This is a genomic window from Burkholderia sp. KJ006 (assembly GCF_000262695.1).
GTDB lineage: Bacteria > Pseudomonadota > Gammaproteobacteria > Burkholderiales > Burkholderiaceae > Burkholderia > Burkholderia vietnamiensis.
Window position 1 is genome coordinate 403,868 of the sequence record NC_017921.1, and the last position, 26,479, is coordinate 430,346.

The 26,479-nt window shown below is 68.3% G+C and carries 22 protein-coding genes; 6 read left to right on the plus strand and 16 right to left on the minus strand.

Annotation, left to right across the window (positions count from 1 at the left end):
- Nucleotides 1-148: 148 nt before the first annotated feature.
- The gene (locus MYA_RS15940; RefSeq protein WP_014724152.1) at nt 149-1,588 is read right to left on the minus strand and encodes a DUF1254 domain-containing protein; all 1,440 of its coding nucleotides are present in this window, start codon (nt 1,586-1,588) and stop codon (nt 149-151) included.
- Between the two features lie 314 nt (nt 1,589-1,902).
- Here MYA_RS15940 and MYA_RS15945 point away from each other — a divergent pair, with 314 nt between their 5' ends.
- On the plus strand, nt 1,903-4,677 hold the full coding sequence (locus MYA_RS15945; RefSeq protein WP_014724153.1) for a heavy metal translocating P-type ATPase: 2,775 nt from the start codon (nt 1,903-1,905) through the stop codon (nt 4,675-4,677).
- 56 nt (nt 4,678-4,733) lie between these two features.
- Here the strand turns inward: MYA_RS15945 and MYA_RS15950 are convergent, their stop codons facing one another.
- From MYA_RS15950 to MYA_RS15965, 5 genes are all read right to left on the minus strand, one after another.
- The gene (locus tag MYA_RS15950; RefSeq protein ID WP_041494012.1) at nt 4,734-4,970 is read right to left on the minus strand and encodes a hypothetical protein; all 237 of its coding nucleotides are present in this window, start codon (nt 4,968-4,970) and stop codon (nt 4,734-4,736) included.
- A gap of 149 nt (nt 4,971-5,119) precedes the next feature.
- The gene (locus tag MYA_RS15955) at nt 5,120-5,599 is read right to left on the minus strand and encodes a GNAT family N-acetyltransferase (RefSeq protein ID WP_014724155.1); all 480 of its coding nucleotides are present in this window, start codon (nt 5,597-5,599) and stop codon (nt 5,120-5,122) included.
- A gap of 140 nt (nt 5,600-5,739) precedes the next feature.
- Complete coding sequence (locus MYA_RS31950) at nt 5,740-5,895, minus strand: hypothetical protein (protein WP_011881014.1); 156 nt, start codon at nt 5,893-5,895, stop codon at nt 5,740-5,742.
- Nucleotides 5,896-6,070: 175 nt separating this feature from the next.
- Nucleotides 6,071-7,693, minus strand: coding sequence for a hypothetical protein (locus MYA_RS15960; RefSeq protein ID WP_014724156.1), 1,623 nt, complete (start codon nt 7,691-7,693; stop codon nt 6,071-6,073).
- A gap of 46 nt (nt 7,694-7,739) precedes the next feature.
- Nucleotides 7,740-8,435, minus strand: coding sequence for an MgtC/SapB family protein (locus tag MYA_RS15965; RefSeq protein WP_011881016.1), 696 nt, complete (start codon nt 8,433-8,435; stop codon nt 7,740-7,742).
- A 115-nt stretch (nt 8,436-8,550) separates the two neighbouring features.
- On the opposite strand from MYA_RS15965, the gene MYA_RS15970 reads away from it, so the two are divergent.
- Nucleotides 8,551-9,660, plus strand: coding sequence for an AGE family epimerase/isomerase (locus MYA_RS15970; RefSeq protein ID WP_011881017.1), 1,110 nt, complete (start codon nt 8,551-8,553; stop codon nt 9,658-9,660).
- Here the strand turns inward: MYA_RS15970 and MYA_RS15975 are convergent.
- Nucleotides 9,633-11,267, minus strand: coding sequence for a methyl-accepting chemotaxis protein (locus MYA_RS15975; RefSeq protein WP_011881018.1), 1,635 nt, complete (start codon nt 11,265-11,267; stop codon nt 9,633-9,635). The genes MYA_RS15970 and MYA_RS15975 overlap by 28 nt on opposite strands.
- A gap of 259 nt (nt 11,268-11,526) precedes the next feature.
- Between MYA_RS15975 and MYA_RS15980 the strand changes: the two genes are divergently transcribed.
- Nucleotides 11,527-11,970, plus strand: coding sequence for a PaaI family thioesterase (locus tag MYA_RS15980; RefSeq protein WP_014724157.1), 444 nt, complete (start codon nt 11,527-11,529; stop codon nt 11,968-11,970).
- Entirely contained in the window at nt 11,967-12,263 is a 297-nt protein-coding gene (locus MYA_RS31175; protein WP_148278570.1) for a hypothetical protein, read from the plus strand. The genes MYA_RS15980 and MYA_RS31175 overlap by 4 nt, the downstream gene beginning before the upstream one ends.
- On the opposite strand, the gene MYA_RS15985 is transcribed toward MYA_RS31175, so the two are convergent.
- From MYA_RS15985 to prpB, 8 genes are all read right to left on the minus strand, one after another.
- Nucleotides 12,242-13,303 (minus strand): CaiB/BaiF CoA transferase family protein, encoded by a 1,062-nt coding sequence (locus MYA_RS15985; RefSeq protein ID WP_014724158.1) that lies wholly within the window; start codon nt 13,301-13,303, stop codon nt 12,242-12,244. The two genes, MYA_RS31175 and MYA_RS15985, sit on opposite strands and share 22 nt — an antisense overlap.
- 289 nt (nt 13,304-13,592) lie before the next feature.
- Nucleotides 13,593-14,501, minus strand: coding sequence for a hypothetical protein (locus tag MYA_RS15990; protein WP_124260151.1), 909 nt, complete (start codon nt 14,499-14,501; stop codon nt 13,593-13,595).
- A 165-nt stretch (nt 14,502-14,666) separates the two neighbouring features.
- Nucleotides 14,667-15,116 carry a response regulator transcription factor gene (locus tag MYA_RS29890; protein ID WP_011881022.1) on the minus strand — a complete coding sequence of 150 codons (450 nt, stop codon included), beginning with the start codon at nt 15,114-15,116 and terminating at the stop codon, nt 14,667-14,669.
- Between the two features lie 39 nt (nt 15,117-15,155).
- Nucleotides 15,156-15,620, minus strand: a complete 465-nt coding sequence (locus tag MYA_RS31180; RefSeq protein WP_124260152.1) for a hypothetical protein — start codon at nt 15,618-15,620, stop codon at nt 15,156-15,158.
- Complete coding sequence (prpF, locus tag MYA_RS16000) at nt 15,536-16,726, minus strand: 2-methylaconitate cis-trans isomerase PrpF (RefSeq protein ID WP_011881023.1); 1,191 nt, start codon at nt 16,724-16,726, stop codon at nt 15,536-15,538. Before prpF ends, MYA_RS31180 begins: the two co-directional genes overlap by 85 nt.
- Before the next feature lie 26 nt (nt 16,727-16,752).
- Nucleotides 16,753-19,347 (minus strand): Fe/S-dependent 2-methylisocitrate dehydratase AcnD, encoded by a 2,595-nt coding sequence (gene acnD / locus MYA_RS16005; RefSeq protein WP_014724161.1) that lies wholly within the window; start codon nt 19,345-19,347, stop codon nt 16,753-16,755.
- A gap of 81 nt (nt 19,348-19,428) precedes the next feature.
- Nucleotides 19,429-20,601, minus strand: a complete 1,173-nt coding sequence (gene prpC, locus MYA_RS16010; RefSeq protein WP_011881025.1) for a bifunctional 2-methylcitrate synthase/citrate synthase — start codon at nt 20,599-20,601, stop codon at nt 19,429-19,431.
- 48 nt (nt 20,602-20,649) lie between these two features.
- Entirely contained in the window at nt 20,650-21,543 is an 894-nt protein-coding gene (gene prpB, locus MYA_RS16015) for a methylisocitrate lyase (protein ID WP_011881026.1), read from the minus strand.
- A 171-nt stretch (nt 21,544-21,714) separates the two neighbouring features.
- On the opposite strand from prpB, the gene prpR reads away from it, so the two are divergent.
- On the plus strand, nt 21,715-23,697 hold the full coding sequence (gene prpR, locus MYA_RS16020) for a propionate catabolism operon regulatory protein PrpR (RefSeq protein ID WP_011881027.1): 1,983 nt from the start codon (nt 21,715-21,717) through the stop codon (nt 23,695-23,697).
- A gap of 348 nt (nt 23,698-24,045) precedes the next feature.
- Here prpR and MYA_RS16025 read toward each other — a convergent pair whose 3' ends face one another.
- A complete protein-coding gene (locus MYA_RS16025; RefSeq protein ID WP_011881028.1) occupies nt 24,046-24,894 on the minus strand; it encodes an ureidoglycolate lyase in 849 nt (282 codons plus the stop codon).
- A gap of 438 nt (nt 24,895-25,332) precedes the next feature.
- On the opposite strand from MYA_RS16025, the gene MYA_RS16030 reads away from it, so the two are divergent.
- Nucleotides 25,333-26,157: an IclR family transcriptional regulator gene (locus MYA_RS16030; protein WP_014724163.1), complete on the plus strand. Its 825-nt coding sequence runs from the start codon at nt 25,333-25,335 to the stop codon at nt 26,155-26,157.
- The last annotated feature ends 322 nt before the right edge of the window (nt 26,158-26,479 follow it).

The following is a 26,479-nucleotide window of genomic DNA, read 5'->3' on the forward strand; positions in this document are numbered from 1 at the left end:
GAATGCCTCGGGAACACGAGCAAGGCCGCGCCGGTTTTCCGGCGCGGCCTTGCAAGCTATCCCGAAAGTATAGGCCGAGGTGGTGACGGAGCGTCGTTGGGGTGCGGCCGCCACGCCCGCGCATCGGACAGCGGCGGCGCGTGTCCGTTCATTTGCGGACGACGGCGGGCGGCAACCAGGAGCCGTCGGTCGCTTGCGGCTTCGGCGCGTACAGGCGCAGCGCGAGCGCGAAATCGGTGCGCGGCGCCGGCAGCCAGTTGGCCCCGCGCGCGCCGCCCGGTGTCGCCGACACGACCACGTCGATCGAGCCGTCGCGGTTGCGGCGCAGCCGCTCGCGATCGCCGAGCGAGCGGCGTGCCGCACCGACGTCGGGCAGCGCGCCGTTGGTCGCATACGGCGTGAGCGTCCAGAAGCCGCGCACCGGCGGCACCGCGCCCGGCGCGAAATGCAGCATGTAGCGGTTCGCGCCGTTCAGCGGCTGGCCGTCGCTGTCGACGCGCACGAGCGCGAGCGTTTCGTCGTCGCGCGTCGCGGTGCCGAACTGCGTGTAGGCCGCGTACGCGCGCAGCGCGTAGTCCTGCCCGTACTTGCCGGCCGTGTCGCCGATCCAGCTCCAGCCGTTCGCGCCCAGCAGGTTCGACGGCGGCGTCGCGAGGCGAGCGCGCGCTTCGGCGACGCCGGCCGTCGCCGCGCTCAGGCGGTCGCCCGTCCACTGCACCGGGTAGCCGGCCGACACGCCGATATCGCTGAGCAGTTCCTGCGCGTGCGCGTCGTCGGCGGGCGGCGGGTTGTCCTGCAGCGCCTGGGCGAAGCGCGTGAAGAACGCCTTCGGATCGAGCGCCGCGACCTGTTCGGCCGGCGTGCCGCCGCTCGCGGCTTCCGACGGCGCGCTGCCCGCATGGACGGCCACCGACGCGCCGCGCGCGGCGCCCGTATACACCGACAGCGGCACCACGCGGATCGCCCGCTGCAATTTCCTCACGTTCGTCAGGTCGCGGCCGCCGCTCGTCTGCAGCCGCACTTCGAGCCATGCGTTGGCCGACGGCACGTCGACGCGCACCGCGCCCTTCGGCAGCGTGCCCTGCCAGTCTTTCGCGACGAAGGCGATCGTTTGCGAGCGCATGGCGCCGCGCGCACCGTGCAAGGCCACGCTCGACGACGACCACAGCACGTTCGTCCACATGTCGAGTGCTCGCGCGTCCCAGTAGCGGCCGCGCGTGTCGGGCAGCGTGACGATCACCGGCTCGGCGCCGACGTCGAGCCAGCCGGTCGAGTCGAGCGTATCGACGCCCGGCAGCGGCGGATTCAGCGCGCCGACCGGCGGCAGCGCCTGCGCGTGGCGCAGCGTGTTGAGCGGCGCCTGGCCCGGCTGCGCGCCGTCCCCGCCGGTCGCGGCTTCCTTCGCGACGTCCATCAGCACGAGCGGATACGCATATATATAGGAGTCGGCGACTTCGGCGCGCATCCAGCCGGTTTTGCGCTGGATCGCATCGGGTTGCGACGCGCATCCCGCCAACAGCGCCGCGATGGCGAGCGACGCGGCGGCTGCGCGTCGCAGAGAAACGGTTTCTCGTCGATTTTCAATCATTGATCACTGGCCGAATATCTTTTTTGTCAGTCAACGCCTTGTTCGACGCATGCTCGGCGCAAGCAAGGCACTTCAGCGGCCCCGGTTGCCGTCTCGTCGCGGCGGGCGCTGATGTCAGGCCGGTATCATAGCGCCTAAGGGCATCCCCCAATATGCCGAATAGCAGGCTAGGGTCATTGCGGGGCCGAGGGTCGATCGCGAACCATTATTTTGATATCTCGCTCCGGATCGACATCGCCGCTTGACCTTCCCATCATGGGAATGTCGATACTGATGTCATTCGCGGCACGAACCGTGCCTTTGGGGAATCCGACATGACTGAATCACTCGCGTCCACGGCAACGCACACGATCGAACTCGATATCGACGGAATGACCTGCGCATCGTGCGCCGGCCGCGTCGAGAAGACGCTCGCCAAGGTGCCGGGCGTCGCACGGGCATCCGTGAACCTTGCGACCGAACGGGCAAGCGTGGCCGCCACCGCGGACGTCGGCGCGACGCAGCTCGCGGACGCTGTTCGGCAGGCTGGCTACGGCGCGACACCAGTCGCGGGGGAGCCGACCGCCAGCGCGCAGCCGGCTGCGGCTCCTCAGGCTCCGGCACCGGCCAGCATCGAGCTCGACATCGACGGGATGACCTGCGCATCGTGCGCCGGCCGCGTCGAGAAGGCGCTCGCCAAGGTGCCGGGCGTCGCACGGGCATCCGTCAATCTGGCCACCGAACGTGCGAGCGTCGACACCGCGCCGGACGTATCCGCGTCGCGGCTCGTCGACGCGGTCCGGCAGGCCGGCTACGGCGCGACGCCGGTCGCCGCCACACCCACGGCCGACCGCGCCGGACCGGCCAGTTTCGAGCTGGACATCGGCGGCATGACCTGCGCGTCCTGCGCGGGCCGCGTCGAGAAGGCGCTGGCCGCGGTGCCGGGCGTCGCGCGCGCGTCGGTCAATCTCGCGACCGAGCGCGCGTCGGTGCAGGCGGCCGGCACGCTCGACGCCGCCGCGCTGATCGCGGCGGTCACGTCGGCCGGTTATCAGGCGTCGCTCGCCGCCGAGGCGCAGGCCGCGGCCGCCGCTCCCGCCGCACCCGACCCGGCGCAGGCCACCGACGCGCGCAAGCGCCGCGACGCGATCCGCGAACGCAATCTCGTGATCGGCGCGGCCGTGCTGAGCACACCGCTCATCGTGCCGATGCTCGTCGCGCCGCTCGGCATCGACGCGATGCTGCCCGGCTGGCTGCAGCTGGTGCTCGCGTCGATCGTCCAGTTCGGTTTCGGCGCGCGCTTCTATCGGGCCGCGTGGCACGCGGTAAAGGCGCGCACCGGCAACATGGACCTGCTCGTCGCGCTCGGCACGTCGGCCGCCTTCGGCCTGAGCCTGTGGATGCTGCTGCGCGAGCCCGCGCATCCGGGCCACCTGTATTTCGAGGCATCGGCCGTGATCGTCACGCTGGTGCGGTTCGGCAAATGGCTCGAAGCCCGTGCGAAGCGCCAGACCACCGACGCGATCCGCGCGCTGAACGCGCTGCGCCCCGATCGCGCGCGCATCGTCGAGCACGGCGTAGAGCGCGACGTGCCGCTCGCGCAGGTGCGCGTCGGCACGACCGTGGCGATCCGTCCGGGCGAGCGCGTGCCGGTCGACGGGCGCATCGTGTCGGGCCGCTCGCACGTCGACGAATCGCTGATCACCGGCGAAAGCCTGCCGGTGCCGAAGGACGACGGCGATCCCGTCACGGCCGGCTCGATCAACGGCGAAGGCGCGCTCGTCGTCGCCACCACCGCGATCGGCGCGGAGACGACGCTCGCGCGCATCATCCGCCTCGTCGAATCCGCGCAGGCCGAGAAGGCGCCGATCCAGCGGCTCGTCGACCGCGTCAGCGAAGTGTTCGTGCCGTCGATTCTCGGCATCGCCGTGCTGACGCTGATCGGCTGGCTGATCGCCGGCGCCGGCGCCGAGACGGCGATCCTGAACGCCGTCGCGGTGCTCGTCATCGCATGCCCGTGCGCGCTCGGTCTCGCGACGCCCGCCGCGATCATGGCCGGCACCGGCGTCGCGGCGCGCCGCGGCGTGCTGATCAAGGACGCGCAGGCGCTCGAGCTCGCCCAGCGCGCGACCGTCATCGCGTTCGACAAGACCGGCACGTTGACCGAAGGCAAGCCGTCCGTGACGGCCTTCGACGCCGTCGACATCCCGCGTGAGCAAGCGCTTGCTGTGGCAGCAGCCGTGCAGCGCCACAGCGATCATCCGCTCGCTCGCGCGGTGGTCGCCGCGTACGACGCGGACGTCGCCGCGCGCGGCGGCGCAGCCGTGGCGGCCGATGCCGCGGTGGCAACCGACGCGCGGGCGGTCGCCGGACGCGGTGTCGAAGCGCGTGTGGACGGCTGGCTGGTCGCGCTCGGCAGCAGCCGCTGGCGCGACGAGCTGGGCATCGCGGTTCCGCCCGAACTCGGGGCGCGCGCGGCCGAGCTCGAACGCGCGGGCAACACGATTTCGTGGCTGATGCGCGCCGACGCGCCGCGCGCGCTGCTCGCGCTGATCGCCTTCGGCGACACGGTGAAGCCGGGCGCGCGCGACGCGATCGCGGCGCTGTCGGCGCGCGGCGTCGCGAGCGTGCTGGTGACGGGCGACAACCGCGGCAGCGCGGCGGCCGTCGCGGCGGCGCTCGGGATCGATGAAGTGCATGCGCAGGTGCTGCCCGACGACAAGGCGCGCGTGGTCGCCGAGCTGAAGCGCACGCATGGCGGCGTGGTGGCGATGGTCGGCGACGGGATCAACGACGCGCCGGCGCTCGCCGCGGCCGACGTCGGCATCGCGATGGCGACCGGCACCGACGTCGCGATGCATACGGCCGGGATCACGCTGATGCGCGGCGATCCGACGCTCGTCGCCGACGCGATCGACATCTCGAAGCGCACCTACCGGAAGATCCAGCAGAACCTGTTCTGGGCGTTCGTGTACAACCTGATCGGCGTGCCGCTGGCGGCGCTCGGTTGGCTGAATCCGGTGATCGCGGGCGCGGCGATGGCGTTTTCGAGCGTCAGCGTCGTGACCAACGCGTTGCTGTTGAGGAGATGGAAAGGCAAGGCGCGGTGATGTGGCGCGGGGCGAACACGGGGGCCATCATCCGCCCGCTTCGCACCGCGCAGGGTTCAACGGCTTCGACGAAGCCACGAACGATACGCGGCGATCACGACCAACATCGCGCCGTCGACCATACCCGGCAACGGAAGCGGGTTCGTCCACTTGTCCATGTTGGTGCTGCGCGCGTAGTACGGCGGACCGTCGCCGTACGCCGCATTGAGACTGATTGTGTTGAACGCACAAGTCAGCAGGATGGCAATCAGCAGCGCCATACCGATCGAGATGCGCAACGGGCGTTTTCGCATATCAGTATTGAACCGTCCGTGGGACGTGGCATTCCGGGGCGTCTTTCGTTGCGGCCACGATTTCTCGAACGCATGGCCGATGCATCACTCTTCCTTCCGGAATGGAATGGAATGCGAACGCCGAGCCGTCGGCGTGGGAATCCCCGCCGCTAGTCCTGAACGACCGGCTTGAGCAATGTGGTCGTGATCGGTACGAAGCCGCACGCCCGATAAAGCGCACGTGCAGCCGTGTTGTGATTGAACACCGACAGTCCGATCTCCGTGACGCCATGACGGCGCGCCTCGGCCTCGAGCGCATCGAGCGCGCGCGTCGCCCAGCGCTGACGGCGCCGGGACGGGACGATGTCGAGGTCGTAGATGAACAGCGTGCGGTTCGGCCCTTCGGCGACGATCGCGTACCAGAGATCGCCGACCGTATTACCGGTCTCGGTGTCGATCAGTTGGACGAGCGTCTGGCCGGGGGTGAGCAGGCCGTCGGGCAGCAGCGTATCGAAGCAGGCGCGGGCGCGGCTGGCCGCATCGTCGATCGCGTTCTGGCCGGAGGACACGAGGTCGCGCGCGTAGCCGTCGACGGCGCGCGTGCGGTATGCATGGAATTCGCCGGCCGTCATCGGCCGCATCTGCAGCATGGCTCGGAGGTCGCGAGGAAAGTCGGACTTCCAGTGTAGCGGGACGGTCGCACCGGCGCGCGATGCGGCGGCGGAAAACGGACAGGCAGGTGCGGCGAGCGCCGCGCCGCGCCGGATCAGCGAATCAGCGAATCAGCGAATCAGCGACGGTACAGGACGATCGGCGCGAGGTTCGCACGGCGCATACGCTCGACTTCGGCGTGACGCGCGGCGTACGAATAATCGGTGTCGAGCGGGAGGTGCGGGGAGACGAACAGGTCGTCGATCTTTTGCAGCAGGGCGAGAATGAAGCTCATTTGAGACTCCTGACAAAGTGCGCTAGGGTTTTCCCTTAGATGGACACCATTCTAAGGGTTTTCCCTGAACTCTGCCAGCGTTACGCATCAATTCGTCGCACCGCTGTAGCCGTCTCACGACGCCGCAATACCGTGATCGTTGCTGGGCGTGGAGTTACAGGTAGGGTCGGACTGCTTAGCGGGTTCGACGCACGCGCTTCGCGGCCGCGGCCTCGCGATTCGCATTGCGCTGGAGCCGGTCGACTTGCGACAGCAGCGCCTCGTGGCGGTCCGCGAGGGTCATCAACGTCGCCTGCTGCGCCGACAGATCGGCCGCCAGCCGATCGATTCGCTGTTGCCGGACATCGAGGTCCTGTTTCAGCTGCGCGATTTGCCGGGTTTGCAACACCAGCGCGACGAGCCCCGCGCACACGACGACCGCCAACGCCAGCAGCAGCCGGTTGACACGGCGCATCTCGCGATCGGCAACCTGCTTGATGCCGGCCGTGTCGGCCTGCAACGCGGCGAGCCGCTCGGACAGCGGACGCAGATGAACGTCGGGATCGAAGGCCGACGACTTCTGCCCGGCCGGTTGCGCGCGATCGGCCGACGGCTTCGTCACGAACGACGCCGCGGACGCCACCGGCGGCGCGGCGGGCTGCGTCGGCGCGGCGGTGCGCGGCGCATTTCCGGCGCTCGTGGCAATCGCTACGGCGGCGGGCGCGGCCGGTTTGGCTGGCTCGACCGACGCCTGCCGTTCAGCGGATGGCGCAACGTACTCGGGCATCGTTGAAGACGGGACCGAAGCCGAAACCGGCTCCGCGGTCGCAACAGACGCCTGCGCTTCCGGCGTGCCGCCCGCTGCCGTCGTTTCGCGCGCACCGCTCGCTGCGCGCCGCTTGCGGCCCGACGACGCGCGGCCCGCCCTGCTGCTCTGGCCGCGCGTCCGCTCTGCTTCGTCGCGTTGGTCCGGCGTGCCCGCAAGTTCCGCATCGTTAGCGGATTTCACGGGCGGTTCAGCGGCGGCCGCATCGGCAACTGCGCTGGCAGTCTCGGTCGCAAGCCCCGCAGCCGTTACGGCCTCGGCGGCGGTTTCCGGCACGCCGCCGGCCGGAGCTTGCGCGCCGTCGATCGCCGGCTCGCTAATCGCAATCGCACCGACGTCAGCGGGTTGCCGTATGTCGGCTGCCTGCGTTGCGTGGGGATCGACCGTGTGCACGACATCCGCGTCGCGCGTATCGCCATGTCCCGCCGCAGGCGACGATCCCGGTTCCGATTCCGCCGACGCGGCAACGTCTCCATCACGCATCGCGGTCGCACCGATCGCGCTGGTGGCACCAAACCCGTCCAGCGTCGCCTGCCGCCCGGCGTCCTCGCTGTCCGCCGTGGTCGCTGCCGCTCGTGCGTCCGCCGACGTATCGTCACGCGCAGCGCCCGCCCCACGCGCAGCCGGCTCGAGCACCGGATCGCCGAACAGGTCGAGCGTAACTTCGTCCCGCGACGCATCGCCAGCCGGCGCGTTGGCCGGCCGCGCGGATGCCTTGGCGGCGCTATCCGCAGCAGCCGCGGCCGAGCGCGAACGAGTCGAAGAACGGTTGGAGTCTGACGCATCGCCGGCCGGCGCGTTGGCCGGCCGCGCAGAGGCATTAGCGGCGATATCCGCGGCAGCGGCGGCCGCGGCCGAACGCGAACGAGTCGAAGAACGGCTGGAACGGGAACGGGAACGCGGCACGGAAACGGATTCGGTCATGGAGTCGGATGACGGGTCGCGCCAGCGGCGCCGGATGTCGAACGGAATCGGTGACGGCCATTGTCGCATGACCAAATGTCGATCCGGCCGCTGCGCCGACGCGCTCGACCGACGTTCATTCGTCGCCCGCCAACCCGTTGCCTTCGTCGAATCGCGTCACGCACGGCAACCCGCGCAGCTTGTCGCAGATCGCGCGGAATTCGAGGTCCGACACGCGCGCGAGCGCGATGCGGACTTCGTCGTGCTCGCCCGTTTCGTCGGCGCGCTGCACGATGAACTGCTTCACGCGCGCGCTGTCGGGGCCGAGCGCCGCGTGCAGCGAATCGAACGTCAGCGCGCCGCTCACCACCGTCAGCGCGAGCTGCCGGCGCTGCCGCACCGTGAAGTAGCGCCGCTCCAGCGGCTTGATGCCGGCGAGGATGATCAGAATGATGATCGTCGCGGAAATCGACGCGACGTACAGGCCGCCGCCGACCGCGAGCCCGATCGCCGCGACCGACCACAGGCTCGCGGCCGTGGTCAGCCCGCGCACGATCTCGCCGCGCAGCAGGATCGAGCCGGCGCCGAGAAAGCCGATGCCCGACACGACCTGCGCGGCGATCCGCGACGGGTCGAGCACGACGTGCTCGCGGCCGAGCACATCCGCAAACCCGAACGCCGACACGATCATGATCAGCGTCGAGCCCACGCACACCAGCATGTGCGTGCGCAGGCCGGCCGCCCACGACAGCCGCTCGCGTTCGAAGCCGATCACACTGCCGAGCGCGGCCGCGAGCACCAGCCGCATCACGAGTTCCAGATTGCCGAGCATCGGATTTATCTCCTTTTTTTGCTGCCGGCGCCGCGGAATGTTTTATCCTTGGCCTCGGTCGCGCCGGTCCACCGGGCCGCGCCGACACGTTTCGATCCCAGCGCACAACCCCGTCATGTCCGTTTCCGACTCCGCTTCCGCCCAGGCCGCCCAGTTGCGCGACCATTTTGCGCACGTCATCTTGCCGATCTGGCAGGGTCCAGGGTTCGACCGCACGTTGCGGCTGCCGTTCGAGGCCGTCGATCCGGTCACCCATGCGCCGCTGCCCGTCACGCGGTATCGCGCGATGGCCTGTGCGCGGCAACTGTTCGTGTTCGCGCAAGCCGGTCACACCGCGCACGCGGCCACGCTGTTCGATTCGCTCTGCAGCCGCTTTCGCGACCCGCAGCACGGCGGCTGGTTCTACAGCATCGACGCGCAGGGCGCGCCGCTCGACACGACGAAGGATCTCTACACCCATGCGTTCGTCGTGTTCGCATGCGCGGCATGGCATGCGGCGTCGGGCGACGCCGCGGCACGCACGGTCGCCGAGCAGACCGCCGCGCTGATCCAGGACCGCTTCGCGCCGCAGCCGCGCGCCGCGCTGCTCGATGCCGCGCGCCACGCCGATTTCTCGTCGTCGGGCAGCGGCGCGCTGCAGAATCCGCTGATGCATCTGACCGAAGCGTGGCTCGCGGCCGCCGATGCGTTCGGCGACGCGGCGTTCGACGATGCGCTGGCGCGCACCGCGCAGGCGGTCGAGCGCACGTTCGTCGATCCCGCGACCGGCTGCGTCGCCGAGCTGCCGCTCGGTGCGTCCAGCAACCGTTTCGAGCCCGGCCATCAGTTCGAATGGTTCTATCTGGTCGATGCGGCCGGCGCGCGGCTCGCGCATACGGGGCTGCGCGACGCGCTCGGGCGCGCGTTCGCGTTCGCGCAACGGCACGGCGTCGATACGCAGACGGGCGCCGTGTGCGCGGCGCTCGACGCGCACGGCGCATGCATCGACGGCACCCAGCGCATCTGGGCGCAGACCGAATACCTGCGCGCGCTCGCGACGCACGGCGACACGCCGGCCGGCGCGCCGCTCGCGCAGCAGATCGCGCGCTTCGCGGCGCGCTTCCTGCTGCCGCGCGGCTGGATCGAATGCAAGTCGGCCGACGGGCAGGTGTCGCGCGCCGACATGCCGTCGACCACGCCCTACCACCTCGCGACCGCCTACGCGGCGCTGCCCGCCGCTTCGTAAGCGGCGTCGGCCGGCGACGGCGACACCGCGGCGCGCTCGTCGCGCACCGCACGCTGCGCACGCGCGTCGCCCAGTTCGAACACCGACACCGCGCGCATCAGCTGCGCGGTCTGGTCGTTCAGCGACGCCGCCGCCGCCGCGACCTGCTCGACCAGCGCCGCGTTCTGCTGCGTCAGCTGATCCATCTGCGTGACGGCCTGGTTCACCTGCTCGATGCCGACGCTCTGCTCGACCGATGCGGACGTGATTTCCGTCATCGTCTGCGCGACGCGCGTGATCGACGTCGATACCGTGCGCATCGCCGCGCCCGCGCGCTCGACGAGCTCCGAGCCGCCGTCGATCTGCGCGACCGATTCCTCGATCAGCGCCTTGATCTCCTTCGCCGATTGCGCGCTGCGCTGCGCGAGCGAGCGCACTTCGCCCGCGACCACCGCGAAGCCGCGGCCCTGCTCGCCCGCGCGCGCCGCTTCGACCGCCGCGTTCAGCGCGAGGATGTTGGTCTGGAATGCGATGCCGTCGATCACCGAGATGATTTCCGCGATGCGCCCCGAACTGTGCGCGATCCCGCGCATCCGGTCGATCACGCTGTCGACCACGCTGCCGCCCTGGCGCGTCGCGTCGAGCGCCGCGTCGGCCAGCGCGCTGGCCGCGCGTGCGCTGTCCGTGTTCTGACGGACGGTCGCGGTCAGCTCCTCCATGCTCGCCGCGGTTTCCTCGAGCGACGCGGCCTGCGTGCCGGTGCGCGCGGACAGGTCGGCGTTGCCGCCGGCGATCTCGCCCGCGCCGACGTGGATCGCATCCGACGCGTGGCGCACGGTGCGCACGGTGTCGGCGATGCTCGCCTGCATCGCGGCGAGGCCGCGCAGCATCCGGTCGATCTCGAACACGCCGCCCGCGCGCACGGCTTCGTCGAGCCGCCCTTGCGCGATCCGCTCGAAATGGCGGCCGGCTTCGTCGAGCGGCGCGACCACCGCGCGCCGCGCGCCCGCGTAGAAGGCGGCACTCGCCGCGAGCATCGCGACCAGCAACACGATGCCGACCCACTTGAACCATTGCATCCCGCCATCGATCGTGGCGAGCGCCGTGCGGCTCGACGCGCCGCCGTAGTCCGCGAAGCGATGCAGTTCCGCGATGTAGGCGTCCTGGAAGCCTTGCGTCGGCTGGTCGAGAAACGCCTGGATGTTGCCGGCGTCGAGGAACTGCACGAGTTCGCCGAGCGCGCCGCGCAGCGCGCGATAGCGCTCGGTGAGCGCCGCGACGCGCGCGCGGTTGGTGTCGTCGACCGGCGGCGCGGCCGCGAGACGCGCGAATGCGCTGTCCGCTTCGGCGAGCGACGCGCTGGCATGACCGATGATGTCGTCGGGCTTGGGGCCGCCGCGCACCATCCGCGTGCCCGCACGCGACAGGTTCACGCGCGCGTCGAGCAGCCGCTCGGTCGCCTGGCTCGCCGCGTCGACCTGTGCGATCGCGACGTTCGACAGATCGTCGACGCCGCTGCGCGTCGACGTGAGCGCCCAGAACCCGAGCGCCTCGATCGCGAATAGAAAGAGGCAAAACACGGTCAGCACGCCGAGCAGACCCGACGCGAGCTTGATTTTTCCGAACATGGGGGAAGATTCCTGGAAGCGGAGGATGGAGCAATGCCCCGGCATTAGCGGCATTTCCGCGTCGGACTTTAGGCCGCCGCGCAGCGCCGCGCACGATTTCCGTCGAATCGGCCGCCGCCGACGGCTTCGCATGCATTCGACGCAATAATCGCGTCGCATCGCACCGGTATTTGCGCGCAATGCGGACGAATTTCCTTGCTTATCGGCAGCCCCCTTCCTAGAGTTCAGCGCAAGCGGACACGCATTGCGAGGCAAGTCGATGACGGACATCACGGACCACGCGCGCGGCGCATTGCGCGCGCAACCGTTCAGCATGCTGCTGGGCACGGAGCTGATGCATATCGGCGACAACGAGGTGTCGCTGTGCCTGCCCGTACGCGACGAGCTGCGGCAGCAGCACGGTTTCGTGCACGGCGGCGTGATGGGCTATCTGGCCGACAATGCGCTGACGTTCGCCGGCGCACTCGTGCTCGGGCCCCGCGTGATCACCGCCGAGTACAAGATCAATTACCTGCGGCCGGCCGTGAACGGCACGCTCGTCGCGCGCGCGCAGGTCGTCTACGCGGGCCGGCATCAGGCGACCTGCCAGTGTCACGTGTACGTCATCGACGGCGATCACGAGCGGCTCGTCGCGATCGCGCAAGGCACGATCAATCGTGTCGGCGACGGGAAGATGCCCGAGGCGGTGGCGGAAACGGCTTGAATTGGTTCGGGGTGCGGTTGCTTGCGTGGTCGGCCGCCGGAGACGTGCGCAGTCAACGTTTATCGCTTCGTCGCGGCAAGGTCGACGGCATCGCACATTTCGCAGATCAGTCGATCGCCCACGCTGCGCAACGTGATGTTGTAGCGGTGCGGATGGACATGCAGCGTAGCCGGAGGAATACGGCAAGGCTCGCCGAACCGCTCGACGAATCGAGTTCAAAGCTCAACCAGCTCGGCCTTGACGCCCCACGTTGCCTACCGCGCATCGGTGCTTATACGGGCCCGTTCGCTTGATCGTCCGTCAACGGCAGAAACCGCGGCGCGACGCGTGCGCGAATGTCGCCGTTCGAATCGGTGCGATAGATCGCCCGCGCCACGTTGTGCGGATGCGTCGCGGCTTCGGCCACGCTGAGCACCGGCGCGAAGCACGCGTCCGTCCCTTCGAGCAGCGCGCGCCAGTGCGCGGACGGCTCGCGTGCGAACACCTCCGCGAAACGCGCCTTCAGCGCAGGCCAGCGCGCGCGATCGTATTGCGACGCCGGATCGACGTCCGTCAGCCCCAGGCGCTCCACGAGCAATGCGTAGAACGGCGGCTCGAGCGCGCCGATCGTCACGCATGCGCCGTCCGCGCAGCGATAGACGTCGTAGAACGGCGCATCGTGGAACAGGCTCGGCTGCGCGCCGTCGAGCTGCCCGTTCGCCCGCGCCCACAGCGCGAGCGAGCCGAGCATCGAGACGATGTCGACGATCGCACCGTCGACCACGCGCCCCGCGCCGCCGGCGCGCACGTCGAGCAGCGCGCAGACGATGCCGAACGCAAGGCCGAGCGCACCGCCCGCGTCGCCGACCACCGTCGGCGGCACGCCCGGCCGGCCTTCGCGCGGCGCGGACAACGACAGCAGACCCGTCAGCGCCACGTAGTTCAGATCGTGTCCGGCCGCGGTCGCGAGCGGCCCGTCCTGGCCCCAGCCGGTCATGCGTCCATACACGAGCGCGGGGTTGCGGCGCGCGCAGTCGTCGGGCCCGAGGCCGAGGCGCTCCATCACGCCCGGCCGCAGCCCTTCGATGAGCGCGTCGGCCTGCGCAATCAGTGCGAGCGCCGCGTCGCGGCCCGCCGCGCTCTTCAGATCGAGTTCGACGATCGTCTTGCCTTCGCGCAGCAAATCGCCGTCGCGCGCCCGCAGTGCATCGGGCGCGCTGCTGCGTCCGGCCGGGCGCGCGATCAGCGTGATGCGCGCGCCCATCCCCGCGAGCATCCAGCCGGCGAGCGGGCCGGGGCCGAGACCTTCGAATTCGACGATATGGATGCCGGCAAGCGGCGCGTTCAATGGCATGGCGACCTCGTGGGGATGGGCTCGAAGCAAATGGAGGCGCGCGCGGCAGGCAGACGTGTGCGCCGGGTATGCGTATTCTGACGCGCTTTCGTGCGTGGAAGGCGTCCGATGCGAACGCGCGGCGCGATACGGCGCAGCGAACCACAAACGAAAAGGCCGGCGCCACGACGCCGGCCTGTGCCGTCAGGGAACGATCCAGCACTGCCCCTGGTAGATGCGTGCCGCCGTCGACACGTCGGACATATCGATCTCGACGTAACGGCTGACGACGCGTCCGCTCACGGCAGCATCACGGCGTTTTCCATTGCCCGCCTTCGTAGACTCGCCCCGTCGAATTGGTATTCGTGAGGTCGATCTCGATGCTGCGCGACCGCGCCCGCGAGAAGATCGTCGACGTCTCGATGTTCTGCTCGAACCACACGAGCACCTTCTCGATCGGGGTGAACGACGCTTCGCCGGAGACCATCACTTCGGGCGCGGCGTAGATCGGCGTGCTGACGGCCTCGCCGTCGATACCCGTACTCAGCTGGCAAATGCCCGGATGGATCTCGCCGTAGTCGTTCTCCATGTTGATCGCGGTCGGGTCGCCGCCGGTCGACGGCGAGCCGAACTGGCCGTACTTGTCGAGCGTGACGATCTCGCCGAGGCCGATGGAGACCTTCTTGGTCGACGCCTTGACGGTAATGCCGTCCTGATAGCGGTTCGTGCCGAAGATCTGGTAGATCGGCGTCCAGGAGAACTCGTTGTCCTCGAGGTACTCGAACGATGCGCGCCACACGACGTTGTACGCCGCGTCGCCGACCTTCTTCGCGAAGCACAGGTTGTAGCCAGCCTGCTTGAGCGTCGCGAAGTCCTTCGGACCGATGCCGATCGCGACGGTCTTGGTCACGGCAGCCAGCACGTTCTGGAACGACTGGGCCAGCACGGCGTACTCCTCCGCCTGGAACAGCTGCGCCTGCACCTGGAACTCCGCCACGTTGCCGGTCGAGCTGAGGCTCTTGCACACGACCTTCTGCCCCTGGTCGACATGGCTGCCCTGGTACACGTAGTACGTGTTTTCGGTTCTCAGGCTTTCCTTTTTCACGCCGGTCACGGAGAACGTATCCCCGACCTTCTTCTTCAGCTCCCCGGTCCCCTCGGTAATGACGTCCCAGGCGCTACCCACTTTCGGCCAACGGCAAACTTTCAGGATGCTCATTTTGTAATTCCCTCGGATAAGCTCGCTAAAAATGAATCTTCCGCACGCGGCGAGCGTCACGCACAAAAACAAACGCCTTATTTATTGACGAATCGAACAATTTACAATTTAAAAATTATTGACAGATCAATTCATCTATTTGTATCTGCAGCGCATGGATGCAGATTAGGATTCTCCCGAGGAATTCGCCATGCCACATTTCGCGTATTGACCGGCGATCCACGCGACCAGTTGACGCGTCGATTTGCACGAAAATTTATCGAGTAAATGCTCGCGATGCTTGTCGACGGTACGGGGGCTGATTTGCAGCAAGCGCGCGATGTCCTTGCTGCCGCGTCCATGACACAGCAGTCGCAGCACGCGGGATTCGGCCGGGCTCAGATGGACGCCGCCCAGATCCAGGCGCTCGAGCCATCCGGGGTGGTCGGGCAAATCGCCGCCCGGCAACGCGATGACGGATCGGACGCCAGTCTTCTGCTTGACGCGGCTCACGTGGCGCCGCGCGGTATCGAGTCCGACGCCGAGATGAGCGGCAATGGCCTTGTTGCTGAATCCGCGACGCAGCAGATCCACGACTTCTTTCTCTCGCGGCGTGAGAGCAGAATTCGATTCCATCGCCCCGGTCGGCTGGTTTTCGCCGCCGGGTAGGTGTGGTCAATCGAATGCGAAGGCGTCGGCCGCGGTATTTGTGATCGAAATTTCCGGCAGAGCGTCGCATATAACGCGGTTCACGGCCCACAACTTCAATACACATTGATCCGGATCATTCGATATCCGGAAAACCGAAATTGCAGCACATATCCGGCGCATGAATTCGAATCGTTTCCACGATCTGGATATTTTTATTATCCAGCCATCGACGACCGGAATTTTCTTTCGAATCGAAACATCGTGGAATATCGCGATTGCGCGCCGCGCCGCATCGCGCAATGGCCTGCCCATGACGGGCAGGCGGCCCGCTTCGCCCGGCATACCGCCGGGCAAAGCGGGCAAGTCGCAGTTCGCCCGCCCCTCACGGGGCGCAGCGACGACGCTTAAAACGCGTCGCCCGGCACGCGCACCCAGCCTTCCATCAGCACGCGCGCGCTGCGGCTCATGATCGCCTTGGTGACGGTCCATTCGCCGTTCTCGAAGCGCGCCTCCGCGCCGACGCGCAGCGTGCCCGACGGATGCCCGAAGCGCACCGCGGTGCGTTCGCCGCCGCCCGCGGCGAGGTTCACGAGCGTGCCCGGAATCGCCGCGGCCGTGCCGATCGCGACCGCCGCCGTGCCCATCATCGCGTGATGCAGCTTGCCCATCGACATCGCGCGCACCAGCAGGTCGACATCGCCCGCGTTCACGCGCTTGCCGCTCGATGCGACGTAGTCGGCCGGCTTCGCGACGAAGGCGATCTTCGGCGTGTGCTGGCGCGTCGCGATCTCGTCGAGTGTGTCGATCAGGCCCATGCGCAACGCGCCGTGCGCACGGATCGTCTCGAACTTCTCGAGCGCCTTCGGATCGCCGTTGATCGCGTCCTGCAGCTCGGTGCCCGTATAGCCGATCGCTTCGGCGTCGACGAAGATCGTCGGAATGCCCGCGTTGATCATCGTCGCCTTCAGCGTGCCGATGCCCGGCACGACCAGATCGTCGACGAGATTGCCGGTCGGGAACATCGACCCGCCCGCGCCGTCTTCCTCGGCGGCCGGGTCCATGAACTCCAGCTGAACCTCGGCGGCCGGGAATGTGACGCCGTCCAGCTCGAAGTCGCCGGTCTCCTGCACCGCGCCGTTCGTGATCGGCACATGCGCGACGATCGTCTTGCCGATGTTCGCCTGCCAGATCCGCACGGTCGCGATGCCGTCGCGCGGCACGCGCGCCGCATCGACGAGCCCGCCGCTGATCGCGAACGGGCCGACGGCCGCGGACAGGTTGCCGCAGTTGCCGGTCCAGTCGACGAACGCCTTGTCGATCGCGACCTGCCCGAACAGATAGTCGACGTCGTGGCCGGGCCGCGTGCTCTTCGACACGATCACCGTCTTGCTGGTGGACGACGTCGCGCCGCCCATCCCGTCGATCTGCTTGCCGTACGGATCGGGGCTGCCGATCACGCGCAGCAGCAGCGCGTCGCGCGCGGCGCCGGGCGCCTGCGCGGCCTCCGGCAGGTCCTGCAGCCGGAAGAACACGCCCTTGCTCGTGCCGCCGCGAAGATAGGTCGCGGGAATCCTGATTTGTGGAATGTGAGCCATGTTTCGGTTATCCCTGTGTGTCCGGCTCAAGCCGCCTGCGACGATTCGAGGAAGTCCTGCGCGAAACGCTGCAGCACGCCGCCCGCGTCGTAGATCGACACTTCTTCCGCCGTGTCGAGCCGGCACGTGACGGGCACCTCGACGCGCTCGCCGTCGCGACGATGAATCACGAGCGTCAGGTCGGCGCGCGGCGTACGTGCGCCGATCACGTCGAACGTTTCGGTGCCGTCGATGCCGAGCGTCTTGCGGTTCGTGCCGGGCTTGAACTCCAGCGGCAGCACGCCCATCCCGATCAGGTTCGTGCGGTGAATCCGCTCGAACCCTTCGGCGACGATCGCCTCGACGCCCGCGAGCCGCACGCCCTTGGCCGCCCAGTCGCGTGACGAGCCCTGGCCGTAGTCGGCGCCCGCGATCACGATCAGCGGCTGCTTGCGATTCATGTACGTCTCGATCGCTTCCCACATCCGCATGACCTTGCCGTCGGGTTCAACGCGGGCGAGCGAGCCCTTCTTCACCGCGCCGTCGACGACCGCCATCTCGTTGACGAGCGTCGGGTTCGCGAAGGTCGCGCGCTGCGCGGTCAGGTGGTCTCCCCGGTGCGTCGCGTAGGAATTGAAGTCTTCTTCCGGCAGGCCCATCTTGGTGAGGTACTCGCCGGCCGCGCTGGTCGCGAGAATCGCGTTCGACGGCGACAGGTGGTCGGTCGTGATGTTGTCGCCGAGCACCGCGAGCGGCCGCATGCCCTTGAGCGTACGCTCGCCGGCCAGCGCCCCTTCCCAGTACGGCGGACGGCGAATGTAGGTGCTCTGCGGCCGCCACTCGTACAGCGGCGCGGCACGCTCGCCCGCATCGGCCGTGCGCGCGAACATCGGCTCGTAGACCTTGCGGAACTGCTCGGGCTTCACGCTCGATGCGACGATCGCGTCGATCTCCTCGTCGGTCGGCCAGATGTCCTTCAGCGTGACGGGCTTGCCGTGCGCGTCGTGGCCGAGCGCGTCCTTCTCGATGTCGAAGCGGATCGTGCCGGCGATCGCATACGCGACGACGAGCGGCGGCGACGCGAGGAACGCCTGCTTCGCATACGGATGGATGCGGCCGTCGAAATTGCGGTTGCCGGACAGCACGGCGGTCGCGTACAGGTCGCGATCGACGATCTCCTGCTGGATCTTCGGATCGAGCGCGCCCGACATCCCGTTGCAGGTCGTGCATGCGAACGCGACGATGCCGAAGCCGAGCTTCTCGAGTTCCGGCAGCAGGTTCGCTTCCTTCAGATACAGCTCGACCGCCTTCGAGCCGGGCGCGAGCGAGCTCTTCACCCACGGCTTGCGCGTGAGGCCGCGCGCGTTCGCATTGCGCGCGAGCAGCGCGGCCGCGATCACGTTGCGCGGGTTGCTGGTGTTCGTGCAGCTCGTGATGGCCGCGATGATGACCGCGCCGTCCGGCATCTCGCCCGGCTTCTCTTCCCACTGGCCGGCGATGCCGCGCGCGGCGAGGTCGGAGGTCGGCAGACGCTTGTGCGGGTTCGACGGGCCGGCCATGTTGCGCACGACGCTCGACAGATCGAACGTCAGCGTGCGCTCGTACTGCGCATGCGCGAGCGTGTCGGCCCACAGCCCGGCCGCCTTCGCGTACGTCTCGACCAGCTTGACCTGTTCGTCGCTGCGGCCGGTGAGGCGCAGATAGTCGGTGGTCTGACCGTCGATGAAGAACATCGCGGCCGTCGCGCCGTATTCCGGCGCCATGTTCGAGATCGTCGCGCGATCGCCGAGCGTGAGGCTCGCCGCGCCAGCGCCACGGAATTCCAGATAGGCGCCCACCACCTTTTCCTTGCGCAGGAACTCGGTCAGCGCGAGCACGACGTCGGTCGCGGTGATGCCGGGCTGACGCTTGCCGGTCAGCTCGACGCCGACGATGTCGGGCAGGCGCATCCACGACGCGCGGCCCAGCATCACGTTCTCCGCCTCGAGGCCGCCCACGCCGATCGCGATCACGCCGAGCGCGTCGACGTGCGGCGTGTGGCTGTCGGTGCCGACGCAGGTGTCCGGATAGGCGATGCCGTCCTGCACCTGGATCACCGGCGACATCTTCTCCAGGTTGATCTGGTGCATGATGCCGTTGCCCGGCGGGATCACGTCGACGTTCTCGAACGACTTCTTGGTCCACTCGATGAAGTGGAAGCGGTCCTCGTTGCGACGATCCTCGATCGCGCGGTTCTTCGCGAACGCGTCGGGATCGAAGCCCCCGCATTCGACGGCGAGCGAGTGGTCGACGATCAGCTGCACGGGCACGACCGGGTTCACCTTCGCCGGGTCGCCGCCGCGCTCGGCGATCGCGTCGCGCAGGCCCGCGAGGTCGACGAGCGCCGTCTGGCCGAGGATGTCATGGCACACTACGCGCGCCGGGAACCACGGGAAGTCGCGCTCGCGCTTGCGCTCGATGATCTGCTTCAGCGAATCGGCGAGGATCGCCGGGTCGCAGCGGCGCACGAGGTTTTCGGCGAGCACGCGCGACGTGTACGGCAGCGTGTCGTAGGCGCCGGGGGCGATCGCGTCGATCGCGGCGCGCGCGTCGAAGTAGTCGAGCAACGTGCCGGGCAGAGGTTTGCGGTAGGCGGTATTCATGATGTGGGGCGGAATTCGGGATGAAACGTTGCGCGCGCGCCGGACGCCCGCGTCGCGGACGCCGGCGCGCGCGGCGGCATGTCAGCGCTTGTCGATCGGCACGAACTGCAGATCTTCCGGACCGGTGTAGTTCGCGCTCGGGCGGATGATCTTGTTGTCGATGCGCTGCTCGATGATGTGCGCGCTCCAGCCGGACGTGCGCGAGATCACGAACAGCGGCGTGAACATCGCGGTCGGCACACCCATCAGGTGATACGACACGGCGCTGAACCAGTCGAGGTTCGGGAACATCTTCTTCGCATCCCACATCACGGACTCGAGGCGCTCGGCGATGTTGTACAGCTTCAGGTCGCCCGCTTCCTTCGACAGCTTGTGCGCGACGCCCTTGATCACCTTGTTGCGCGGATCGGAGATCGTGTAGACCGGATGGCCGAAGCCGATCACGACTTCCTTGTTCTCGACGCGGCGGCGGATGTCCAGTTCGGCTTCGTCTGGCGAGTCGTAGCGGCTCTGGATGTCGTATGCGACCTCGTTCGCGCCGCCGTGCTTCGGGCCGCGCAGCGCGCCGATCGCGCCGGTGATCGCCGAGTAGATGTCCGAGCCGGTGCCCGCGATCACGCGGCCGGTGAACGTCGATGCGTTGAACTCGTGCTCCGCGTACAGGATCAGCGACGTGTGCATCGCTTCGACCCACGACTTCGACGGCGCCTTGCCGTGCAGCAGGTGCAGGAAGTGGCCGCCGATCGAGTCGTCGTCGGTTTCCGTCTCGATGCGCTTGCCGTTGTGCGAGAAGTGATACCAGTACAGCAGCATCGAGCCGAGCGACGCCATCAGGCGATCGGCGATGTCGCGCGCGCCCGGCAGGTTGTGATCGTCCTTCTCCGGCAGCACGGTGCCGAGCACCGATACGCCGGTGCGCATCACGTCCATCGGGTGCGCCGACGCCGGAATCTGCTCGAGCGCGGCCTTCAGCGCGTTCGGCAGCCCGCGCAGCGCGCGCAGCTTGGTCTTGTACGCAGCCAGCTCGGTCAGGTTCGGCAGCGTGCCGTGTACCAGCAGGTGCGCGATTTCCTCGAAGTCGCACGATTCGGCGACGTCGAGAATGTCGTAGCCGCGGTAGTGCAGGTCGTTGCCGGTCCGGCCGACCGTGCACAGCGCGGTGTTGCCGGCCGTCACGCCGGACAGCGCCACCGACTTCTTCGGCTTGAATCCGCCTGCTGCGGCCGGTGCTGCTGCGTCTTTCGTCTCACTCATGTTTACATTCTCCAATGGGGATGCGTGTGTCGGGTCGCGCGGGCCGCGTTACTTCTTGCCCTGCGCGAACAATTGGTCGAGCTTCTGCTCGTATTCGTGATAGCCGAGGAAGTCGTACAGCTCGGCGCGCGTCTGCATCGTCGGCACGGCAGCCTTCTGCGTGCCGTCGCGGCGCAGCGTCTCGTAGAAGTTCAGCGCCGCCTTGTTCATCGCGCGATACGCGCCGCAGCAGTACAGCGCGATGTCGACGTTCGCTTCGCGCAGCTCGTCGAGCGTGAACAGCGGCGTCGAGCCGAATTCGGTCAGGTTCGCGAGGATCGGCACCTTCACGGCGGCCTTGAAGCGGCGATAGTCGTCGAGCGTCTTCATCGCTTCCGGGAAGATCATGTCGGCGCCGGCTTCGACGTACGCAACCGCACGCTCGATCGCCGCGTCGATCCCTTCCGCCGCGGCAGCGTCGGTGCGCGCCATGATCACGAACTGGTCGTCGGTGCGCGCGTCGACTGCGGCCTTCACGCGATCGACCATTTCCTCGACCGGCACGACTTCCTTGCCCGGACGGTGGCCGCAGCGCTTCTGGCCGACCTGGTCCTCGAGATGCACGGCTGCGACGCCGGCCTTGATGAACGAGCGCACCGTGCGCGCGATGTTGAACGCGCCGCCCCAGCCCGTGTCGATGTCGACGAGCAGCGGCAGGTCGGTCGCGTTGGTGATCCGGTTGGCGTCGATCAGCACGTCTTCCATCGTGCTGATGCCCAGGTCGGGGATCCCGAGCGAATTCGCCGCGACGCCGCCGCCCGACAGGTAGACGGCCTTGAAGCCGACGGCCTGCGCCATCTTGGCCGCGTATGCGGTGATCGCGCCGACCACCTGCAGCGGCTGCTCGGCCGCGACTGCCGCGCGAAACTTCGCGCCGGCGCTTTGAAGATGCGTGTTGCTCATGAACGGCCTCCTGAAGGAATGCCCATTAACAGCAAGGACCGGGCCAGCGCACCATTCCACCGCTAACCCACTGATTCTTAAGCAAGCGGCGCGCGGCACGATTCATCGGTCGATTTCATTTCAGCGCTTTTGTGTTTCAAAAATGAAATGCCACGCGCATAATCGATCGTCATGGACCTCTCCTCGACCACGCCCGCCGGCCCGACCGACCGCGCGGTGCGCCCACGCATCTGGGCGATGGGCATCAGCCGGCTGCGCGACCTGTTCCGCGAGATCGCCGGCGAATTCGACGAACGCGCCGACGTGCGCATCGTCACGCGCGCGTACGAAGACGCGCTGAGCGCGATCGCCGAGGCCGGCACCGCGCGGCCCGACGTGATCGTCGCGGCCGGCTCGAACGGCGGCTTCCTGAAAACGCGCGCGCAGGTGCCGGTGGTGGTCGTGTCGCCGACCGGCTTCGACGTGATGCAGGCGCTCGCGCGCGCGCGTCGGGACGCGACCCGCATTGCGCTCGTCAGCGCCGGCGAGACGCCGCCCGAAGTGCGCCGCTTCGTCGCCGCGTACGGGCTCGACGTGCAGTTTGCGTCATATCAGTCCGCGCAGGAAGCGGAGGCGTGCGTGCACGACCTGCACGACCGCGGCATCGAGACGATCGTCGGCCCCGGCCTCGTCACCGATCTGGCGGCGAGCGCGGGCATGGGCGCGGTATTCCTGTATTCGCACGCGTCGGTGCGCCAGGCGGTCGAGACCGCGCTCGAAGTCGCGTATGCAACCCACGCCGAGGCGTTTCGCCGGCAGCGGCTCGACAACCTGCTGCAGCATCTGCGCGACGGCGTCGTCGCGCTCGATGCGCGCGGGCGGGTGGAGGCGATCAACGAGCGGCTCGCGTCGGCGCTCGGAGTCGAACCCGCGGCGGCCGTCGGCCGCGCGCTCGTCGATCTCAGGCCGGAGCTGCGCACGCTACGCGGCGAAGACGGCGATGCGCTCGCGACCGTGCGCGGCGTGAGATACGTCGTGCATCGCGGGCCGCTCGTCGATCGCGGCGTGACGTCCGGCAGCGTGCTGACGTTCCAGGAGTCGCGCGCGGTGGAGCGGCTCGACCGCGCGCTGCGTTCGCAGCCGAACACGCAGCAGTTCGCGGCGCGCTACACGCTCGACGACGTGATCGGCGCGTCCGCGCCGATGGCGCGCGTGCGCGACCTCGTGCGCCGCTACGCGAAATCCGACGCGACCGTGCTGGTGCTCGGCGAAAGCGGCACCGGCAAGGAGATGATCGCGCAGAGCCTGCATGCGCTGTCGGCGCGGCGCAATTACCCATTCGTCGCGGTCAACTGCGGCGCGTTTCCGGAGGCGCTGCTCGAAAGCGAGCTGTTCGGTTACGAGGAAGGCGCGTTCACCGGCGCGCGGCGCGGCGGCAAGACGGGGCTGTTCGAGGCCGCGCACCGCGGCACGCTGTTTCTGGACGAAATCGGCGAGATGCCGCCGTCGCTGCAAAGCCGGCTGCTGCGGGTGCTGCAGGAGCGCGAGGTGATCCGCCTCGGCTCGACCGAGCCGATCCGGATCGACGTGCGCGTGATCGCCGCGACGCACCGGCCGTTGCTGGCGGCCGTCGAAGCCGGCACGTTCCGCGCGGATCTGTATTACCGGCTCAACATCCTGAACGTGGGCCTGCCGCCGCTGCGCGAGCGCGCGGCCGACATCCCGGCGCTTGCGGCGACGCTGCTCGTACAGGCCGCGCAGCGCGAGCCGCGGCTCGCCGAGCGCATGCGCGAGCCCGGCGACGCGCTGCGCGTGCTCGGCGCGACGCAATCGACGCTCGCGCGCTATCGATGGCCCGGCAACGTGCGCGAGCTGCAGAACGTGATCGAGCGGATCGCGGTGGAACTAGCCGAGGAAGCCGACGAGAACGATCTGACCGCCGCGTGCCCGGCGCTCGCGCCGGACGCGCTGCGGGCGATCGCGCCCGAGCTGTTCGCGGCGCCGGTCGAGGCCGCGGACGACGACGATGCGCGCACCCTGCACGCGCGCCGCCGTCGCGCGGAAGCCGACGAGATTCGCGCGGTGCTGGATGCGTGCGGCGGCGATCGCGATCGCGCGTGCGCGATGCTCGGGATCAGCAAGACGACGCTGTGGCGCAAGCTCTCGGGTAAGTGAGGCGGGGATGTGGGGGATCGCGGTGCTGTAGCGGCCGGATGCGGGCGCGGGTTGCGGCGTCGGGGCGTTGAAGCGCGATGAATTCCGGCCGGGGCGGCTGTTCTGTTCTTCAGGGCGCCGATGAATTGATGTCGGCGGGCGGCGTTCTGCAACCGTGTTCTGCAGTCGGTGGCCAGCGGTCGAGGTTGAGCGGCAACCGTCAGCGGCCGGCATTCGACGATCGACGTTCAGTCCTCGATATTCGACGCTTCGCGGACGGCACGCGGCGGTAGACGTTCAGCGGGCAATGGGCGCTGGGCACTGCGAATTCGGCATTCGCCGTTCACGCAGCGCCCCACGCGCCGACCGCTACCGTGCGTTGCGCGTGTGCTGCAGTTGCTCGCCGAGCCCTTCGATGCCGAGGCGCAGCGTCTGGCCGGCCTTCAGGAACACCGGCGACGGCTTGATGCCCATGCCGACGCCCGGCGGCGTGCCGGTCGTGATCACGTCGCCCGGCTGCAGCGTCATGCAGGTCGACAGATACGCGACCAGTTGCGCGACGGTGAACACCATCGTGCGCGTGTTGCCGTTCTGATAGCGGTGTCCGTCGACCTCCAGCCACAGGTCGAGGCGTTGCGGATCGGGCACTTCGTCGCGCGTGACGAGCCACGGCCCGATCGGCCCGAACGTGTCGAAGCCTTTGCCCTTGTCCCACTGACCGCCGCGCTCGAGTTGCCACTCGCGCTCGGACACGTCGTTGACCACGCAATAGCCGGCGACGTAGTCGAGCGCGCGCGCTTCGTCGACGTCCTTGCAGGTTGCGCCGATCACGACGCCCAGTTCGACTTCCCAGTCAGTCTTGACCGAACCCTTCGGGATTTCGATGTCGTCGTTCGGGCCGCAGATCGAACTCGTCCACTTGCCGAACACCACCGGCTCCTTCGGGACGGCCATGCCGGCTTCGGCCGCATGATCCGCATAGTTCAGCCCGATCGCGATGAACTTGCCGACGCGCGCGACGCACGCCCCGATGCGCGGCTGGCCCGCGACGAGCGGCAGCGCGGCCGGGTCCAGCGCACGCAGGCGCGCGAGCGCGGCGTCGGACAGCGCGTCGCCGGCCAGATCCGGCACATGCGCGGACAGGTCGCGAATCCGGCCTTGCGCGTCGAGAATACCGGGCTTTTCCTGGCCGGGCGGGCCGTAGCGAAGCAGTTTCATCGTGCTGAACCTCTTGGTGGCGAATGTGACAGGATACCGGCCGACGACGACGCGCGTGCGCACCATCGATGACCCGCCGCTCTTTGTACCATCGGCGGCAGGCGGTGGAATGGCGCGCGACGGATACCGACTATTGGTGCGACCGCAGAGATTACGTTGCAGCGGCGGATACGCCGACGCGGTCGGCATGGCGGCCGCCTCTCGCGTCCTTCGACGCTGAAAGATGAATATCCAGTATTTCTTATGACCCTGTCATCGCGAACGGCACCTGAGCCGTTCATGCCCGATAACGATCGGTAAAAAACACGCTGCATCGCACACTGAATGTTGTCGGGCTCGCGCGGATGGCAGTCATATCCGCGCGCGGCTTCGCGACGCCGCGTGCACGTCCGCCAGCGTGCGTCGCCCACCAATCGGCAACTCCCTGACTTCCTACACATGACGCTAACTACTGACAACCCGCTCTCCAACAGCGACGCACTGGAGTCGACGGGCGCAGCCGACCGCTATCGCGCGCCTGCGCTCGACAAGGGCCTCGACATTCTCGAGCTCCTGTCGGAACAAAAGGAAGGATTGACCCGCACCGAAATCACGAGAGAACTTGGCCGCAACGCGAGCGAGATCTACCGGATGCTCGAGCGACTCGTCGCGCGCCGCTACGTGATGCGCTCGAGCGGCGGCGACCGCTACACGCTGAGTCTGAAGCTGTTCGCACTTGCACACCGGCATCCACCTATGAGTCGGCTGATCGCGGAGGCGTTGCCGCTGATGCATCGATTCGCTGACGCAGCCGAACAGTCGTGCCATCTGACCGTCTACGATCACGGCAACCTGCTCGTGATCGCGCAGGTCGACGGCCCCGGGCCGTGGGGCGTGTCGGTGCGGCTCGGCTCGCGCATCGCGCTGGCCGATACGGCGTCGGGACGCGTGATGCTGTCGTTCCAGAACACCGAGCAGCGCGCGCACATGCTGGCCGAGCATCGCAAGGTCAAGGGCGAAGCGCCGATCGACGAACAGGAGCTCGCGCAGGTATGTCACGCCATTCGGCAGTCCGGCTACTTGCGGCAGGACAGCCGCCAGGCTTATGGCGTCACCGATCTGAGCGCACCGATCGTCGGCCCGTCGGGTCATTCGATCGCCGTGCTGACCTGCCCGTACATGCGCCGGATCGATGCGCACACGGCGCCGTCGGCTGACGCGGTCGCGGCAAGGCTGCGGGAGACGGCCGGTCAGTTGTCGATGTGGCGGGCGGGGAGTCGGTGAATAGGGGGGACGGCGTAAAGGGCGGTGGGTGGGGTGAGCGGTTGAGCGGTTGAGCGGTTGAGCGGTTGAGCGGTTGAGCGGTTGAGCGGTCGTTCGGTCGTTCGGTCGTTCGGTCGTTCGGTCGTTCGGGCGTTCGGGCGTTCGGGCGTTCGGGCGTTCGGGCGTTCGGGCGTTCGGGCGTTCGGGCGTTCGGGCGTTCGGGCGTTCGGGCGTTCGGTCGTTCGGGCGTTCGGGCGTTCGGGCGTTCGCCGGTTCGACCGGGCGAGCCGCGCCGATACGATGCACGGCGATACGGCGCCTGTTCCCGCCAGCATTCGGACGA

Excerpts from the sequence above, each read along its gene's own strand:
- MYA_RS15940 (WP_014724152.1), bottom strand. The coding sequence starts at position 1,588 with ATGATTGAAAATCGACGAGAAACCGTTTCTCTGCGACGCGCAGCCGCC.
- MYA_RS15945 (WP_014724153.1), top strand. The coding sequence starts at position 1,903 with ATGACTGAATCACTCGCGTCCACGGCAACGCACACGATCGAACTCGAT.
- MYA_RS15950 (WP_041494012.1), bottom strand. The coding sequence starts at position 4,970 with ATGCGAAAACGCCCGTTGCGCATCTCGATCGGTATGGCGCTGCTGATT.
- MYA_RS15955 (WP_014724155.1), bottom strand. The coding sequence starts at position 5,599 with ATGCTGCAGATGCGGCCGATGACGGCCGGCGAATTCCATGCATACCGC.
- MYA_RS31950 (WP_011881014.1), bottom strand. The coding sequence starts at position 5,895 with ATGAGCTTCATTCTCGCCCTGCTGCAAAAGATCGACGACCTGTTCGTC.
- MYA_RS15960 (WP_014724156.1), bottom strand. The coding sequence starts at position 7,693 with ATGCGACAATGGCCGTCACCGATTCCGTTCGACATCCGGCGCCGCTGG.
- MYA_RS15965 (WP_011881016.1), bottom strand. The coding sequence starts at position 8,435 with ATGCTCGGCAATCTGGAACTCGTGATGCGGCTGGTGCTCGCGGCCGCG.
- MYA_RS15970 (WP_011881017.1), top strand. The coding sequence starts at position 8,551 with ATGTCCGTTTCCGACTCCGCTTCCGCCCAGGCCGCCCAGTTGCGCGAC.
- MYA_RS15975 (WP_011881018.1), bottom strand. The coding sequence starts at position 11,267 with ATGTTCGGAAAAATCAAGCTCGCGTCGGGTCTGCTCGGCGTGCTGACC.
- MYA_RS15980 (WP_014724157.1), top strand. The coding sequence starts at position 11,527 with ATGACGGACATCACGGACCACGCGCGCGGCGCATTGCGCGCGCAACCG.
- MYA_RS15985 (WP_014724158.1), bottom strand. The coding sequence starts at position 13,303 with ATGCCATTGAACGCGCCGCTTGCCGGCATCCATATCGTCGAATTCGAA.
- MYA_RS15990 (WP_124260151.1), bottom strand. The coding sequence starts at position 14,501 with ATGAGCATCCTGAAAGTTTGCCGTTGGCCGAAAGTGGGTAGCGCCTGG.
- MYA_RS29890 (WP_011881022.1), bottom strand. The coding sequence starts at position 15,116 with ATGGAATCGAATTCTGCTCTCACGCCGCGAGAGAAAGAAGTCGTGGAT.
- MYA_RS31180 (WP_124260152.1), bottom strand. The coding sequence starts at position 15,620 with ATGGACCGTCACCAAGGCGATCATGAGCCGCAGCGCGCGCGTGCTGAT.
- prpF (WP_011881023.1), bottom strand. The coding sequence starts at position 16,726 with ATGGCTCACATTCCACAAATCAGGATTCCCGCGACCTATCTTCGCGGC.
- acnD (WP_014724161.1), bottom strand. The coding sequence starts at position 19,347 with ATGAATACCGCCTACCGCAAACCTCTGCCCGGCACGTTGCTCGACTAC.
- prpC (WP_011881025.1), bottom strand. The coding sequence starts at position 20,601 with ATGAGTGAGACGAAAGACGCAGCAGCACCGGCCGCAGCAGGCGGATTC.
- prpB (WP_011881026.1), bottom strand. The coding sequence starts at position 21,543 with ATGAGCAACACGCATCTTCAAAGCGCCGGCGCGAAGTTTCGCGCGGCA.
- prpR (WP_011881027.1), top strand. The coding sequence starts at position 21,715 with ATGGACCTCTCCTCGACCACGCCCGCCGGCCCGACCGACCGCGCGGTG.
- MYA_RS16025 (WP_011881028.1), bottom strand. The coding sequence starts at position 24,894 with ATGAAACTGCTTCGCTACGGCCCGCCCGGCCAGGAAAAGCCCGGTATT.
- MYA_RS16030 (WP_014724163.1), top strand. The coding sequence starts at position 25,333 with ATGACGCTAACTACTGACAACCCGCTCTCCAACAGCGACGCACTGGAG.